This is a genomic window from Corallococcus sp. CA041A (assembly GCF_003612075.1).
In the GTDB taxonomy this organism is placed as follows: Bacteria; Myxococcota; Myxococcia; order Myxococcales; family Myxococcaceae; genus Corallococcus; species Corallococcus exiguus.
Genome location: NZ_RAWF01000010.1, coordinates 32,535 through 47,888 on the forward strand (window position 1 = coordinate 32,535; position 15,354 = coordinate 47,888).

Below are 15,354 nucleotides of genomic sequence, written 5' to 3' on the forward strand. Positions count from 1 at the left end.
GTCCCCGGATGACAGGGATGCGCGCTCCGCTGCCCGCCTGCTCCTCCAGCGAGCCCTCTTGTCCCCTTCGCATCCCGCTCTCCGCACGCACCTTTGTCGTCGGACGAAGGAGCGACCCGATGCGCGAGATGCAACCGCTGGTGCTGTTCGATGGGGACTGCGGCTTCTGCAAGCGCTGGGTGGCTCGCTGGAGCCAGGACACCGGTGGCCGGGTGCGCTTCGCGCGCGGGAGCAGGTGGCTGCTCAAGCTCCTGGGCATCTCCCAGAAAGACATGCTGCGGGCGATGCAGCTGGTGGAGCCGTCGGGGCGCCGCTCGTCCGGCGCGGAGGCCGTCTTCCGCATGCTCGCCTGGTCGCCCCGCTGGAGCACGCGTCTGGCCGCGCGGCTGGGATTGGTGCCCGGCGTCCGGCACGTGGCGGGCGCGGTGTATTCGGTCATCGCGCATCACCGCCGGCGCGCGTCGCGGTGGGACACCTGGTTGTTCAGCCGCGTGACGGAGCCCGCGGAGCACCGGCTGGTGCGCTGGGCCTTCATGAGACTGCTGGGCGGCACGTTCCTCATCGCCTTCACGTCGCTGGGGAAGCAGGTGCTGGGGCTCTACGGGGAGAAGGGCATCCGTCCCATCCGCGACGTCGCCCAGTCCGAGCGCTGGGCCGCGCAGGGCCGCTGGCGCCGTCCCTCCGTGTTCTGGAAGGACGCGTCGGACGCGACGCTGGTGCGCGGCTGTCGCGTGGGACAGGCCCTGTCGCTGGCGCTGCTCCTCAACGTGGCCCCGCTCCCGAGCGCCGCCGCGCTGTGGGCGCTGTATCTGTCCTATGTGTCACTGGGACGTGAGTTCCTGTCGTTCCAGTGGGACGTGCTGCTGCTGGAGATGGGGCTGGTGGGCGCGCTCACCGCACCGGTCGGAGTGAGGCCCGGGCTGGGGAAGCGGGACGTGTCCGCGCTGGAGGTGTTCCTCTTCCGCATGCTCGTGTTCCGGCTCTACTTCGGGTCGGGCATCAGCAAGGTCCACTCGGGTGACCGGACGTGGCGCGAGTTGAGCGCGTGCGACGTGTACTTCGAGACCGCGCCCCTGCCCACGCGCGGCGGTTGGGCCGCGCACCAGCTTCCGCGCCAGGTGCGCCACGCGGGCACGGCGGCGGTGCTGGCGGCGGAGACGGCGGTGCCGTTCCTCGCCTTCGGTCCCCGGCGCGTGCGGCAGGCCGCGTTCGGCATCCTCTCCGCGTTGCAGGTGGCCATCATGACCACGGGCAACTACGGCTTCTTCAACGTCCAGTCGCTGGCCCTGGGGCTGTGGCTGCTGGACGACGCGGCCCTGCGGCGCGTGTTGCCGGAAGCGCTGTGGCGCGATGCCGGGCCCGCGCGGCGGCCGTCGGTGCCGGGCATGGCGCTGTCCGTGGCCGCGGCGGTGCCATTGCTCACGCTGGGCACCGTGGAGCAGCTGCGCCGGATGGGGTGGTGGCCTCGCGGCCCGGAGCGCCTGGTGCGGGCGGTGGACTGGCTGGAGGACCGGGTGGTGCCGCTGCACTCGGTGAACTCCTACGGCCTGTTCGCGGTGATGACGGTGGACCGGCCGGAAATCACGGTGGAGGGCTCTGACGACGGCGTGCACTGGCGGGAGTACCCGTTCCGATACAAGACGTCGGGTGTGGACCGGCCACCGCGACAGGTCGCCCCGCATCAACCCCGGCTGGACTGGCAGATGTGGTTCGCCGCGCTGGGGTCGCCGCCCTCGTGGTTCCTGGCCCTGATGGAGCGGCTGCTGGAGGGCTCGCCGGAGGTGCTGGGGCTGTTCGCGTCCAACCCCTTCCCGGACCGTCCGCCCCGGCTCGTGCGGGCGGTGCTCCACGACTACCGGATGACGTCCCGGACGGAGCGCCAGCGCACCGGGGCCTGGTGGAAGCGGGAGCGGCGCGGGCTGTATGTGTCGCCGTTGACCCTCGCGCCCGGTGCGTCCGAGCAGGCGGGGCGTCTGACCTGGCACGTCTGAAACATGCCTGGGTCCATGTAGCTCATGCCCGGTACGCCAGGACCCCACACGGGGGCGGAACGGCTAATGGCTCCCCGTGCGAAAGCGAAGGGCCGGGGACTGGCGGGGGATGGGGATCGCTGGGTACGGTTCAAGGGCGATGGTGTCCGGTGCTTCCCCGTCTTCCCTCATCTTCGGCAGGTATGCGGTGCTGCGCCGCGTGGCCGTGGGGGGCATGGGGGAAATCTTCCTGGCACGTCAGGTGGGCGTGAGCGGCTTCGAGCGCCCCGTCATCCTCAAGAGCCTGCTGCCGGATCTGCTGGAGCACGATGGCTCGGTGGAGATGTTCCTCGACGAGGCCCGCGTCGCGGCGCACCTGAACCATCCGAACGTCGTCTCGCTGTACGAGGTCGGCGCGTGGCAGGGCACGTTCTACATCGCCATGGAGTACATCGAGGGCGAGAACCTGGGCCGCCTGGCGAAGGCGTCGCAGCGGGCCGGCACGCCGCTGCCCCACCGCGTCTGCGCGCAGATGATCCGCGACGCGGCGCTGGGGCTGGACCACGCGCACCACGCGCGAGACAGCCAGGGCGCGTCGCTGGAGTTGGTGCACCGGGACATCAGCCCGCAGAACATCATGGTGCGCCTGGACGGCCTGACGAAGGTGGTGGACTTCGGCGTGGCCAAGGCGACCATCCGCGCCAGCCGCACGCGCACGGGAGTGCTCAAGGGCAAGCTGCGATACATGTCGCCGGAGCAGGTGCGCAACGAGCCCGTCTCCGGCACCAGCGACCAGTTCGCGCTGGGCGTGGTGCTGTGGGAGCTGTGCACGCGCCGGCCGTTCATCGACACGGACAACCCCGCGGAGGCCATGCGGCGCATCGCGCTGGCAGCGGTGCCCCGGCCCTCGCAGTTCGTGGAGGGGCTGTCGCCGCTGCTGGAGCAGATCATCCTGCGCATGCTCCACCGCGCCCCCGGCCAGCGCTTCGCCCGCTGCGCGGACGTGGCCCGCGCGCTCCAGTCCTATCTGGATGAAACGCCGGAGCCGCCGGAGGAGAGCGTCCCCGCGGTGGTGACGCGGCTGGTGGGCGACACGGTGCTGGCGCGGCTGCGCGACGCGGGCAGCGGCGAGCCCGGGCTGCCCCAGGTCCGCGAGCCCTCCAACGTGTCGTGCCCGCGCTGTGGCCAGTCCACCAGCGCGACCAGTCGCTTCTGTCCCGCGTGCGGCAACTCGCTCACGCCCATGGGCGTGGACGCCGCGCAGAAGTCGCTCACGCCCTCGTCCGGAGGCGCCGCGCCCAAGCTCCCGCTGATGCCCGCGCTGCGCGAGCCGCCCATGCACCTGGGCGACGAGGATCTCCCCGACGCGCCGACGGCCAAGGCGCCCGCGCGTCGCGGCGACGGCGCCGTGCACGAGCCGCCCACCGACCCGACGATGGAGGTGCCCGCGCCCCTGGCCTCCGCCCTGGCCGCGCCGCCGTCCGCCACCGGGGACGACGACGGACCTCCGGCCCTGGGAGACGAGGCTCCGGGCCCCACGGTGAAGATCCGCGCGATGGACGCGCAGGCGCAGATGCGCCGGCTCACGCTGCTGGTGGTCGCGGGCGAGCCGGCCCACGCGGCCCGGTTGCGCGAGGTGGTGGCGCAGGTCTCCGCGCGCCACCACGTGGAGGCGATGGCGCTGTCGGACACGCACTGGTGTCTGCCCTTCGGCCTGCCGCAGGTTCGCGCGGACGACGCGACGCGGGCGCTGAAGTGCGCGGAGGAATTGGGCGGCGCGGGCCTGAGCGTGAGGCGGGGCCTGGAGTCCGGCGTGGTGCGCTCGAGCGCGGAGGCCGGGGCGCCCCGGCTGTCCGGCCTGGGGCTGGAGCGGGCGCAGGCGCTGGCGGACGCGGCGGTGTCTGGCGAACTGCTGGTGGGCGCCTCGGTGAAGGCGCTGCTGGTGGAGGCGGGCGGGGTGCGCATCGGCATGGCGCGCGAGCTGCCCGGCGGCACGGCGTGGCGGGTGGAGTCCGGCGCGCCCGCGACCCGCGTGGACGCGCTGGTGGGGCGCGACGAGGCGCTGACCCAGGCGGCGATGGTGGTGGAGTCGGCGTGCAAGGGCGAAGGCGGCGCACGGCTCTTCGTGGGGCCCTCGGGCGTGGGACGCAGCCGCTTCCTGGAGGCGGTGGCGGAGCTGGCCGCGGGCGCCTCGCCGCGCGTGGTGTACGCGTGGGGTGGAGACCCTCGTTCCGCGGGAGCGCTGGGACTGTGGCGCACGGTGCTCGCCGCGCTGTCGCGGACCGCCACGGGCGGAGACGCGTCGCTGCCGCCGCTGTCGGGGCTGGGCTTCTCCGAACCGGAGGCCGCGGCGCTCTGGCGGAGGCTCGCGCGGGGCGCGCCCGTGGGCGGCGGACTCCTGCCGGCGGGAGACGGAGCGGTGGTGGACGCCATCCAGCGCGTGGCGAAGCCGTCCGGCCTGTTGCTGCTGGTGGACGACGTGCACCGCGTGGACGGCCCGTCGCTGGAGATGCTCGCGGGGCTGCTCACGGCGAAGGAGCTGGGAGTCTCGCTGGTGGCCACGGGTGACGTGGACGCGGTGCCCACGTCCCTGGCGTCCCTGCCCGTGACGGTGCTGGAGGGGCTGTCGCCGTCGGAGCTGAACGCGCTGCTCACCGCGAGCCTGGGCCTGGCCCTGTCGCCGTCGTTGGAGCGGGCGGTGGCGGACCGGGTGCGCGGCAATCCCGCGCATGCGCTGGCGCTGGTGCGGCTGCTGGTGTCGGTGGGGGTGTTGCAGCGCACGGAGGGCGGCTTCCAGTCCAATGGCCCGCTGTCCCCCGCGGCGCTGCCGCAAGGACTGGGGCAGGCCCTGGGCGCGCGGCTGGAGCTGCTGCCCGCCGCGTCGCTGCGCTTCCTCCAGCGGGCCGCGGTGGAGGGCTCGCTCTTCTCCGCGGAGCTGGTGCGCGCGTCGCTGACGGCCACGGACGGCGCCGGGGTGCTGGAGGACGCGGAGTGGGTGGTGCCCGTGCCCGGGCAGCCCGGCATCTTCCGCTTCACGAGCGAGGAGGCGCGGCAGGTGCTGCGCGAGCGCCTGTCGCCCCCGCAGCTGCGGAGCGCGCACCAGGAGCTGGCGGAGACGCTGGAGGACGAGGCGTTCGTGCAGGAGCCGGCCCGCGAGGTGCGCGTGGCGGACCACCTGCTGGGCGCGGATGCCTCCGGCGCGCCGGTCGCGTGCGAGCGGGCGGGCGACTGGTTCGCGGCGCGAGGCGAGTGGCGCTCGGCGGTGGAGTTCTTCCGCTGGGCCCTGGGCCGGGCGCCCGGCGCGACGGCGGCGGTGGTGCGCTGGCAGCTGGACGTGCTCGCGCGCGCGGCGGGATGTCTCACGCAGACGGACCCCGCCGCCGTGGACGGGCTGGTGACGCCGTGGCTGGACCGCGTGCCGGTGATGCAGACGCCCGGCCGGTGGGCGGAGGCCGCGCGGCGCCTGGCCGTCGCGGAGCTGAAGCTGGGGCGCGTGGACGACGCGGAGGTGCGTCTCAGCATGGCGCAGGGGCCGGCGGGCTCGGATCCGGAGGCCGAGGCCCTGGTGCTGGGCGAGCTCGCGCGCGTGCGCGAGGCCAAGGGCGAGACGACGGCCGCGGTGGAGCTGCTGGCGCGCGCCTTCCAGCGCATGGGGAACCGGACCCCGCACGTGGCGGACTTCTTCTGGGAGCACTACCTGCTCCTGGGCCGGCTGCAGCAGCGGCTGGGGCAGCTGGACCGGGCGCGGGTGGCCTTCACGCGCGCGGCGGAGCAGGCGCGGTCGGTGGGCAGCGCGGTGGGCCAGGCGCGGGCGTTGTCGCAGCTCGCGGGCCTGCGGGTCCTCGCGGGCGAGCCGGCCCAGGCGCTGTCGGACCTGGAGCGCGCGCTCGCCCTGGCCGAGCAGGGTGGGGACGCCCAGGAGGTGGCGCGCATCCACTACAACGCCGGGCGCCTGCTGGTGGCGGGAGGCCGGGGGCCGGAGGCGCGCGAGCGGCTGGAGCAGGCGAGGGAGCGCGCCCGGGTGGCGGGCTGGCGGGAGGGGGAGGCCCTGGCCGCGCAGGTGTTGGGGTCGATGGAGGCCCGGACCCCGCGACGTGGAAGTGGGCAGTAGTCGTCAGCAGGCGTGCAGGCGCGCGGACTTCGACGCGGGCGCTCGCGGTTTTCACGCCCTTTGAGTGCTCCACCGGTAGACTCGGCCCTTCCCCACCTGCCCCCGTGCCTGCCTTCGTGAAGACCTCACGCCCCATCTCCTTTTCCCTGTTGGGTTTCCTCGCGCTGGGTGTCCTCGGTGCGTGCGGACCGTCGCCCACGACCATCACCCTGGAGCAGCCCGAGCTGCGCTACCTGCGCACGCAGGGGCAGAACCTGCCGCTCAGCTACACGGTGTTGGACGCGGATGGGCGCAAGATGATGGACACGCGCCTGCGCTGGACCAGCTCCGCGCCGGAGGTGGCCTCCGTGCTGGAGGACGGCACGGTGGTGGCGCGCAAGTCCGGAAAGACCATCATCGGCGTGCAGGGCGGACGGGCGAAGGCGGCGCTGCCGCTGGACCTCACCATCCTCGCGTCGCTGGACGTGCGCGCGCCGGGCGCGGACTTCGTGGAGGTGGGGCGCACCCTCAAGGTGCGCGTGGTGGCGCGCAATGAAGCGGGCCACGTCATCCCCGACGCGGCGCCCGACTTCCGCTCCAGCAACGAGGCCGTGGCGCGCGTGGAGAGCGGCGAGCTCATCGCCGCGTCGGCCGGCGTGGCCACCGTCACCGCGACGCTGGGGCACCTGCACCGCGCCATCGCCGTGCAGGTGGTGCCGCCGGACTTCGCGCGCCTGGGGCTGAACCTCACCTCGTACACCTTCAAGAAGAAGGGCCAGTCGGTGATGGTCCAGGCGCGCGCGTACAACCGCAACGGCGTGGCGCTGGAGAAGGTGCCGCTGGAGTGGTTCAGCTCGAACGCCGCCGTGGTGACGGTGTCGCCCGAGGGCCGCGTGACGGCCGTGGGCAAGGGCCGCGCGGTGGTGTCGGTGGTGGCCGGCCGCCGCCGCACGGCCGCGGACTTCATCGTCGAGTAGCTCCGCCGTGTCGACGCCGGGCCCGCCGCACGGGAGCGGCGGACCCCGAGGCGACGGCCGCTACGGCTGCTTCTTGGGAGGCGCCGGGGACTTCGGCGCGGGGCGCTTGCCGCCCTTCTTCTTGGACGCGGCCTCCGCGTCATCCGGGCAGGGCGGGCGGGGACCGTCGGCAGGCGGCTGGATGGTGAACTCCACGCGGCGGTTGAGGGCCATGCCCTCCTCCGTGGCGTTGTCGGCCAGGGGCATGCTGCGCCCGTAGCCCTGCGAGCACACGCGCTCCGCGGCGACGCCGGTCTCGATGAGGAAGCGCTTCACGCTGGCGGCACGGCGCTTGGACAGCTCCAGGTTGTACTGGTCGCTGGCGCGCGAGTCGGTGTGACCCTCGATGAGGATGCGGTCCATCTTCGGGTTCTCCTCCATCACCCGCGCGACCTCCTCCAGCACCGGATAGGACTCGGAGAGGATGACGTCCTGGTCGGTGGCGAAGTTCACCTGCTCCAGGATGACGATCTTGTTCCCCGACGTGCGCGCGAGCGGACAGCCGTCACGGCCGCGCTTGCCCTGCGGGACGTCCGGGCACTTGTCGATGCGGTCCACCACGCCGTCGGAGTCCGCGTCGGTGTCCGGGCAGCCGCTGTTCTCCACCGGGCCCGCGAGGTTGGGGCAGCGGTCGCGCTCACCGATGACGCCATCGTTGTCGGGGTCCACGGGCGGCGGGGGCGGCTCGGGCGGCTCCTTGAAGCGCTCGATGGCCTCCCACTCGCGCGTCTTTGCGGGCACCCAGATGATGGACGTGAAGAAGCTCAGGTTCGGCGACGCCAGCGAGCAGCCGCAGCCCAGGCCACCGCCGAAGGTGAAGGTGACGCCCAGCGAGCTGTACCAACGCAGGCCGATGAGCAGCTCCGCGGGAATCTGCCGCTCCTGGCCCGGAGCCTTCTTGAGGCCGAACGCGCCGTTCACCATGCCGAGCGCGGTGATGCCGCTGCCGCGCAAGAGGGGCACCTCCGTGCCCAGGCCGAACGGCGCCATGTCGCCCAGCTGCGTGCCGCTGAAGATGACGTCCGGCCGCTTCCAGAAGCCGCCGTTGAAGGCGAGGAGGATGCCGGACTCGAAGCGGTAGTCGAGCACCAGGCCCGGCGCCCAGGTGAGCTCGCCGTCGCCCGCGAAGGCCTCCTGCACGCCGGTGGGGAAGCTGACGTTGAGCGTGAGTGACGCGCCCCAGCCGTGGCCCTCCGCGGAGCGGCGGAAGCCGGGGATGGCCACCTTGCCCATGAGGCGGAGGTCGCCCAGGGCGAAGCTCTCCACGGGCCCTTCGGTGCCGATGACCTCCAGGTTCTGGCCGCCCTGCAGGAGCACGAGCGGCATGTCCACGCCGACCTCGAACCAGTCGAAGAGGCCCACCGTGGCCATGACATCCAGCTGGAGCCGGTTGCCCACGAGGCTGATGGAGCCCAGGTCACCGTCCTTGGGGACGAGGGAGAGCGGGTTGAGGGAGTAGCTGAAGTAGGGCCCGGCGGCGACGGACAGGTGGGACAGGGGGCGGGACTGGGTGACCATCACCAGGTCCTGCGGCGCGCCGGACGGGCGGAAGACCTGGATGTTGAAGCGCGGATCCGGCGCGGCGTGGGCGGCGGTGGACAGCGCGAGGGCCAGCAGCAGCGGGAGGAGCGGCGTGCGGGAGGGCTTCATCGGACGCGGCGAGTGGAGCGCAGGAAGAGGAAGCCCAGGGCGAGGGTGACCAGCATGGCGGTGCTGCCGGTGGGGGTGTCCTCGGCGGTGGTGCCGCAGCAGAAGGCGCCGCCCTGGGGTTCAGTGCCGGGTTTGCGGCGGCCGCGTTCGCACTGCTGGGTTTCGGCGGAGCAGAACTCGACGCCCAGGCAGTCGCCGCTGTCGGCGCAGGTTTCGAGGCAGGTGTTGGAGGTGAGGTCGCAGGTGCCGCCGCAGGGGCAGTGGGCATCGGCGAAGCACTCGACGCACGTGGAGCCGTCGCACACGCGCCCCTGCTCGCACGTCACGGCGCAGGCGCCGGTGTTGGTGCAGGTGCGGGTGGTGGGGTCGCACTTGCCGCTGCCGCAGTCGGTGTCGTTGACGCAGCCCACGCACACGCTGTTCTGCGCGGTGCCGTCGGAGAGGCAGAACGGAGCGCCCTCGCCGCACGAGTCGCAGCGCGGGCCGCAGCGCTTGTCGGTGGTGCAGGAGCTGCATTCACCGCTGACGCAGGTCTGGCCGTCGCCGCATTCCAGGTCGTTGCGGCACTGGACGCAGACCTCGCCGTCGAGACAGTAGGGGCGCTCACCGGGGCACTTGGAGCAGCCGGGGCCGCAGCGGTCGGAGGTGTTGCACTCGGCGACGCTGTCGACGCAGGCGCCGTTCAGGGTGTCGCAGCGCTGGCCGTTGGAGCACTGGCTGTCGGTGGTGCACTCGACGCAGGAGGGTGGGGCGCCGGGAGTGGGCGCGGCGCACTGGGTGCCATTGGGGCAGCAGTTGCAGGAGTTGCCGGCGCAGGCGTCGTTGGTGTTGCAAGGCGTGCAGACGTTGTTGGAGCAGCTCTCACCGCGGTCGCATTGGGTGTCTTTGTTGCACTCGACGCAGGTGCTCGCGGTGAGGTTGCAGACCTGGCTGCCGGGGCACTCCGCGTCGGAGGTGCACTGGACGCAGGTGAAGTTCGGCTCGTCGCAGACCTGGCCAGAGCCGCAGTCGGAGTCGCGGACGCAGCCGGTGCACACGTTGGTGGTGGTGTCGCAGCGGCCCGTGGCGCAGTCACTGTTCTGGGTGCAAGCGACGCAGGTGAACTGGCCGTTGACCTCGGCGCAGATGGGCGCGGTCGGTCCGCACGGCGCGCACGTGTCTCCGCAAAGGAGGTTCGTGTCACAGGGCGCGCAGAGCGCAGCGGAGTTGCAGTAGTAGGACGAACCGCAACTGCCATTGCCGGGCTGATTCGCGAACTGGCGGTTGCACTGGACGCACTGGTCCAGGTTGTCCGGGAACGACGGCCGGCCGGTTTCGGTCTGGAACAGCTGTGTGGACTCGACCAGGTTGAACCCATTGGTGTTGAGCGGGACGACCGGAACTTGATTCGCCGGGCGGTCGTAGTCCGTGAACGGGCCGTCTAGAACCGAGAACTCCAGCGCCGCGTGCTCCACGATCTGCACGTAGAGCAACTCAATGGGGTACAGGCCGGACTGCGTGAAGGTGACGGAGTTGGTGGTGCGTCGCGTGGCCGCACCGAGCTCCGGTGGCCGGATGACGATGTCGTACCGCGCGCTGGCCTTGTCGAACAGCACGAGGCTGATGGCGTCGTCGGCATAGAAGCCGAAGTGCAGGACCCGCCCGACCATGCTCGGAGTGACGTTCAAGTAGCCGCGGAAGCGGGAGACGAACCGGGTGGTCGAATCGTTGTAGTGGAAGGGGCAACCGCCCTGCGCGCAGCCCGAGACCACATTGATGAAGTCGCCGTAGCTCAGGATGCGACCGTCGTTCAGGTTGTTCGACAGGTCGAACGCGGAGCGCAGCACGGAGGTCATGCGCGTACCGCGGTTCTCCTCCATGTATGCATTCAGGACGTCCGTATAGAGCGACTGACTTTGCGGATACTCCGCCGCGGTGCGCGTCCACACGTTGGACGCCATGCAGAGCCCTGTGCCGACATCGTTGACCGGAGAGGGCGCCGCGGGTGCCCCCGTCACTACGACGGCCGGCAGCTTCTGTGCCACGGCAGGCGCGCTCGCGAGGCACACGGCGAGCAGGGACAGCGCGGCGTACGCGCGGAGCGGGAGGGGAGCTGTGCGCAAAGCGCGCGCAGCCTTACAGATTAAGTTGACGTTCTCAACCTTCCGCCCACGTCCCGAGTCCCAGTGCCTGAATGCGACCTGCAGGGTCCTCTGTCCCTCAGGGCCGCCATCAATCCGGACAGCGCGCAAAACAGGAAACCGTCACGCGCGACGGCACGCGACGTCCCCGTCCTGCGAGCGGATGAACGCCGCGGCGAGTTCGTTCCCCAGGGCCGCGCACAGCACCTCGAACGTCCGCCGCCGGGCTCCACCGAAGAAGCCCGGCTGCCGCGCCAGGGTCTCCGGGTGACGCACGAAGACGTTGTACCCGAGGATGCACCCGTCCGCGCGCAGCACGGTGATGCCGTCGGTGGCCATCATGCCGCGCAAGAGCTGCGCGGCCGCCCGCACCGCTGACGCCGCGCTGCCGTCCTGGGTCGCGTGGTGCCGGTCCAGCAACGCCACCACGTCCATGGGCCGGGGCAACAGGATGCCGTCCACGAACAGCGCTGAACCCGCGCGCTCGCGGGGCAGCACCGCCACCAGCGTGCCGTGCGAGGACTGCATCACCTCGAACAGCACCCGCCGGAAGAAGCCCCGCGCGTACTCGCGGCTGGAGGGCAGGACCTGCTCGGTCACCGCGCTCGCCAGCGCGTCCAGCACCGCGGAGGGCGGCTCCAGGTCGACGCGCGCGCCGGACAGGTACACGTGCCGGCACAGCCCGCCGCCTCCGCGCAGCTCGATGATGTTGTCCGCGAGCTGCAACACGCCCACCACCCGTGCGCCCCGGTCCGGCGCGTGCCGCAGGCGCTCCAGCGGAGTCTCCGCCAGGGGGAACGGATCCGTCCGGAAGATGCCGTAGGTGAGGCCCGAGGGCTCACGCAGCAGGTACAGCGCCCACCAGCGCCCCTGTCCCAGCGGCGCGCACTGCTTGAGCGCACGCTGGATGGTGTCGCGGTTGCGCGGCCCCGAGCCCAGGGGAATCGGGTCGTGCCCGCCCAGCATCTCCAGCATCGCGCCCAGGTCGTCACCCAGGAACGCGGTGGGGAACAGCAGCGCGCCCTCTTCGCGGTAGCGCGACAGCGTCACCAGCAGTTCGCTGAGCGCGTCCGCCGTCTGCGGACACGTCATGTCCGCCTCGTCGAGGAACGCACTGACGGACTCGGTCAGCAGGTGACGGAACGACAGGATGAGAGGAGAACCCGCCTCCGGGCCCGGACCGGTCATGGCGGACCCAGCATGACGCATCGGTGGCGACGAGGCACGAAGTCTCGCCGCCATCGCGGAGGCGGGACCCTGTCAGGAACCGGCCGCCTACTCCGCCGCCCGCCGTGCCGTCTCCAGGGTGGAGGCGGTGCGCAGCCAGCCTTCCGCCTGGGCGTCCAGGTGGGACAACAGCTCCGCGAAGAAGCGCTTCTCCATGGCCTGCGCCAGCGTGGCCCCGTGCGCGTCCGCCCACTTGCGCGTCACCGTCGCGCGCACCTGGGCGCCCAGCAGATCCACGAAGCGCTCCAGCAGCGGAGTGGACAGGAGCGTCCCCGCCCACACCACCGCGTCATGGCCCAGGCCGCCGGTGGCCACCGTCACCACCGCCGCCGCCCCGGACGGCACCGAGTACACCAGCGTGGTGAGCGCCTGGAGCAGCTCCTCGCGCATGCCGCCCTGCAGCTCGCTGCCCACCAGCTGGCGGCAGAAGTCATACAGCGTGGCCCGGTCCGCCGCGTGCGCGTGCAGCGCGCCCAGGTCCAGCGGTGCATCCAGCCGTCCGAGCATCGCGGGCCCGAAGGACTGCTCCAGCTTCTCCCGCGTCTCCGCGTCCCCTCGCCACGCGGCCACTTCCGGCGCGAAGGCGTCCACCAGCCTGCGCAGCCCGTCCTTCAGCGAGTCATCCACCGCCTGCGTGGGCAGCGCCTCATTCGGCCGGGGGCCGGTGAAGGAGTCACGCACCTTGCGGCTCACGAACGAGAGCGCCGTGGCCAGCCCGCGGAACGGCAGGCGCACAAAGCGGTGGAAGGTGCTGCGCGCATCCAACTCGTCGCGGAACGCATCCACGAGCACGTCCGCGGGCACGGCCTTCAGCGCCGCCTGCGCGCCAATGCCTTGCAGGTCGTGCCGCAGCCGCTGCCGCAGCCGCTCCGGCTCACGGGCCGCGCGGGTCGCCGCTCGCGCCACCGCGTCCAGCTCCGAGCGCGCATCCGACAGCGAAGCCTCCAGCGCCCGTGCCTTCAACTCGCGCGCATGTTCCGCCTGTCCCAGCAGCGCGGCGAGCGGCGGCCGTCCATCCAGCGCCTCCGTGGCCAGCGGCTTCAGCCCCGCCTCCACCTCCGGCTGGTGCGGCGCCAGGTATCGCGCGATGGGCGGATGGCCCACGTCCTGGGCCAGCTTGTCCAGGTGGCCGCGCGCCACCTCCTCGCGCGTGGCCTCGTTGTAGACGAGCAGGTACGGCTTGCCGTGGCCCACCGCGGCGCGCAGGAAGTCCACCAGCGCCGCGTTCTGGTACGTCTGCCGGCTCACCACGAACACCAGCACGTCCACCGTGACGAGCAGGGCCTCCGCCCGCTCGCGGTTGTCGCGGTACACGCTGTCGAAGTCCGGCGTGTCCATCACCAGCAGTCCGCGCGGTACGGCATCCGACAGCACCAGGTACAGCCGGCCGGCAGGCCCGGGCTCGTCCACGGGCGCCACGGTGCCGTCGGCCACCGGGATGATGTCGTAGCGCTGGGTGAGCACGTCCTTCAGCGCGCCCGTCCACGTCTCTTGATTCGCAGCGGCCAGGCACTGCTTGGTGAGTCCGCCCTCGGGACGCGCGGGGGACAGGGACGCCTTCGCCAGCGCGTTGAAGAGGGTGGACTTCCCGACGTTGTTGGGGCCGGCGATGGCCACGAGGAGCAGCGGCGCATCCTCGGCGCCGGAGCCCAGGCGGGGCAGCAGGTCGCGGCGCAGGCGTTCAGCCAGGCGGCGGGCCACGTCGGCGTCACCGCTGTCGGGGAAGCGCTCGGAGGCGGGCAGGGCGTCCAGGGCGGACGCGAGGGCGGTGCGCAGGGCGCGAGGGTCCTTCATGGGCATAAGGGGCCATGTGCAAGACAGCACGCACGCGGCGTGGTGCCCAGCGCAGTGTGCGTACACTGTCCACCGGGGACACCCCTGGAGAGGCGCGATAGGGTGCGCCGCATGCGCTCCCTCCTCGCCTGCCTGCTCCTGTCGGGGTCCATCGCCTGCACGGCCACGAACGCCAATGCGCCCGCGTCCGCCGAGGCCCATGCCGAAGGCCCGCTGCCCTTCATCCCGGATGACTACGCCCGCGCGCTCGCGGACGCGAAGGCGAAGGGCGTGCCCCTGTTCGTCGACACCTGGGCGCCGTGGTGCCACACGTGCCGCTCCATGCGCGCGTATGTCTTCACGGACAAGGCGCTGGCGAAGCACGCGGACCGCTTCGTGTGGCTGGAGCTCAACACCGACCTGACCCAGAACGCGACGTTCCAAGAGAAGTACCCGGTCGAGTTCTGGCCCACCTTCTTCATCATCGACCCGCGCGAGGAGAAGGCCCTGCTGCGCTTTGCCGGCAGCGCGACGGTGCCGCAGCTGGAGCGCCTCTTCGAGGACGGCGAGCGCGCCTACCAGGGCGGTGCCACCGGCGCGGAAGCGCTGCTCGCCCGCGGTGATGCCCTCTACGGAGAGCGCAAGCCCGCGGAGGCCGCCGAGGCCCTGTCGCTCGCGCTCGCGGAGGCTCCCGCGGACTGGTCCCGCCGGGGTCGCGCGCTGGAGTCGCTGCTGATGGCGCAGTACGGAGCGAAGCAGTACGAGGACTGCGCGCGGAAGGCGGTCGTGGAGCTGCCGAGGGTGCCGCGCTCGCTCAGCCTGGCCAACGGCGTCCTCAATGGCCTCGGCTGCGCGCTGGCCATCCCGGAAGGCACGCCCGAGGCGGCGGACCTGCGGCACGCGCTGGAGGCGAAGGCGCGTGAGGTGCTCGCGCCGCCGGCCATCGACATGGAGGCGGATGACCGCTCCGGCCTGTACGAAGTGCTGGTGGAGGCGCGCAAGCAGGACAAGGACACCGCGGGCGCGAAGCAGGTGGCCCAGGAGTGGCTGACGTTCCTGGAGGGCGAAGCCGCGAAGGCGCCAAACCCCGAGGCGCGCAGCGTGTTCGACTCGCACCGCATGCTCGCCGCGATGACGCTGGAGCAGCCGCAGCGAGCCATCCCCGCGCTGGAGCAGAGCGAGAAGGACCTGCCCCAGGACTACAACCCGCCCGCGCGGCTCGCGACGCTGTACCGCCTGTCGGGCCGGCTGGACGACGCGCTCGCCGCGAACGACCGGGCACTGGCGCGAGTGCAGGGAGCGCGGCGGCTGTCCGTGCTCTCCGGCCGCGCGGACATCCAGGTCGCGCGCAAGGACACCGCGGGCGCGGTGAAGACGCTGGAGGAGGCGCTGACCTTCGCGAAGACGCTGCCCGCCGCGCAGGTGTCCCCGCGTCAGGTGGAGTCGCTGGAGAAGAAGCTCGCCGGGCTCAAGACGCCGGCCGCCGTCCCTGGCGCGGCGCCGTAACA

8 protein-coding genes are annotated in these 15,354 nt (G+C 72.3%); 4 read left to right on the plus strand and 4 right to left on the minus strand.

Annotation, left to right across the window (positions count from 1 at the left end):
• Positions 1-119: 119 nt before the first annotated feature.
• From D7V77_RS03385 to D7V77_RS03395, 3 genes are all read left to right on the plus strand, one after another.
• Complete coding sequence (locus D7V77_RS03385) at positions 120-1,991, plus strand: lipase maturation factor family protein (RefSeq protein ID WP_120574818.1); 1,872 nt, start codon at positions 120-122, stop codon at positions 1,989-1,991.
• A gap of 109 nt (positions 1,992-2,100) precedes the next feature.
• Positions 2,101-6,081: a protein kinase gene (locus D7V77_RS03390; RefSeq protein ID WP_233596658.1), complete on the plus strand. Its 3,981-nt coding sequence runs from the start codon at positions 2,101-2,103 to the stop codon at positions 6,079-6,081.
• Positions 6,082-6,197: 116 nt separating this feature from the next.
• Positions 6,198-7,037 (plus strand): Ig-like domain-containing protein, encoded by an 840-nt coding sequence (locus tag D7V77_RS03395; RefSeq protein WP_120574851.1) that lies wholly within the window; start codon positions 6,198-6,200, stop codon positions 7,035-7,037.
• 60 nt (positions 7,038-7,097) lie between these two features.
• On the opposite strand, the gene traB is transcribed toward D7V77_RS03395, so the two are convergent.
• From traB to D7V77_RS03415, 4 genes are all read right to left on the minus strand, one after another.
• Positions 7,098-8,726, minus strand: a complete 1,629-nt coding sequence (gene traB / locus D7V77_RS03400; RefSeq protein WP_120574820.1) for an outer membrane exchange protein TraB — start codon at positions 8,724-8,726, stop codon at positions 7,098-7,100.
• The gene (gene traA / locus D7V77_RS03405; protein ID WP_368666168.1) at positions 8,723-10,774 is read right to left on the minus strand and encodes an outer membrane exchange protein TraA; all 2,052 of its coding nucleotides are present in this window, start codon (positions 10,772-10,774) and stop codon (positions 8,723-8,725) included. The genes traB and traA overlap by 4 nt, the downstream gene beginning before the upstream one ends.
• Before the next feature lie 195 nt (positions 10,775-10,969).
• Positions 10,970-12,034 carry a hypothetical protein gene (locus D7V77_RS03410; protein ID WP_120574821.1) on the minus strand — a complete coding sequence of 355 codons (1,065 nt, stop codon included), beginning with the start codon at positions 12,032-12,034 and terminating at the stop codon, positions 10,970-10,972.
• A gap of 87 nt (positions 12,035-12,121) precedes the next feature.
• A complete protein-coding gene (locus D7V77_RS03415; RefSeq protein WP_120574853.1) occupies positions 12,122-13,867 on the minus strand; it encodes a GTPase in 1,746 nt (581 codons plus the stop codon).
• A gap of 111 nt (positions 13,868-13,978) precedes the next feature.
• Here D7V77_RS03415 and D7V77_RS03420 point away from each other — a divergent pair, with 111 nt between their 5' ends.
• Positions 13,979-15,352: a thioredoxin family protein gene (locus D7V77_RS03420; RefSeq protein ID WP_120574822.1), complete on the plus strand. Its 1,374-nt coding sequence runs from the start codon at positions 13,979-13,981 to the stop codon at positions 15,350-15,352.
• Positions 15,353-15,354 lie beyond the last annotated feature (2 nt).